Origin of the sequence: Streptomyces humidus (genome assembly GCF_014649655.1) — a bacterium.
In the GTDB taxonomy this organism is placed as follows: domain Bacteria; phylum Actinomycetota; class Actinomycetes; order Streptomycetales; family Streptomycetaceae; genus Streptomyces; species Streptomyces humidus.
On the sequence record NZ_BMTL01000156.1, the window covers coordinates 1 to 807 of the forward strand.

Annotated in this window: 1 protein-coding gene; it reads right to left on the bottom strand. The window is 67.8% G+C overall.

Annotated elements, in window-relative coordinates; genetic code table 11:
• The coding region (locus tag IE239_RS41530) for an acyltransferase domain-containing protein (RefSeq protein ID WP_190154618.1) at nt 1-807 on the bottom strand (807 nt) is incomplete at both ends.

Here is an 807-nt window from a genome sequence, read left to right on the forward strand (position 1 = left end):
GGCAGGTCGACCCGGCGGGCGCCCGTCCCGGCGAACACCCTCTCCCAGTCCACCTCCACACCCCGGGCATGCAGCCGGCCCAGGCAGTTCATCAGTGCCCGGTCCTCGGGTACGTCCCGTCGCAGGGAGGGCACACAGTCCCCGTCCACCATCCCCGACAACACACCGTCAGGACCCAACTCCACGAACGTGGTCACCTTCAGCTCCCGCAGCGCCCGCACCCCGTCGTGGAAACGCACCGTGCCACGCACGTGCTCCACCCAGTACTCCGCCGAACACAACCGACCCGCATCCGCCACCCCACCCGACAGATTCGACACCACCGGCACAGCGGGCTCGTGATACGTGAGCGCGGCCGCGACCTGACGGAACTCCTCCAGCATCGGATCCATCAACGACGAATGAAACGCATGCGAGACCCGCAACCGCTTCGACCGCCGCCCCTCAAGACGAGCCACCACCCCCACAACCGCCTCCTCGGCACCCGACAGCACCAACGAGGACGGACCATTGACCGCAGCGACACACACACCCTCCGTCAGCAGAGGCGCCACCTCGTCCTCCGCCGCCTCCACCGCGAACATCACCCCACCCGACGGCAGAGCCTGCATCAACCGCCCCCGCGCCACCACCAGAGCCGCCGCATCCTCCAACGACCACACACCCGCCACAAACGCAGCCGTCACCTCACCGACCGAATGACCCGCCAGATAGTCAGCACGCACACCCCAGGACTCCACCAACCGGAACAACGCCACCTCGACCGCGAACAACGCCGGCTGCGCAAACCGCGTCTCCTCCAACAAC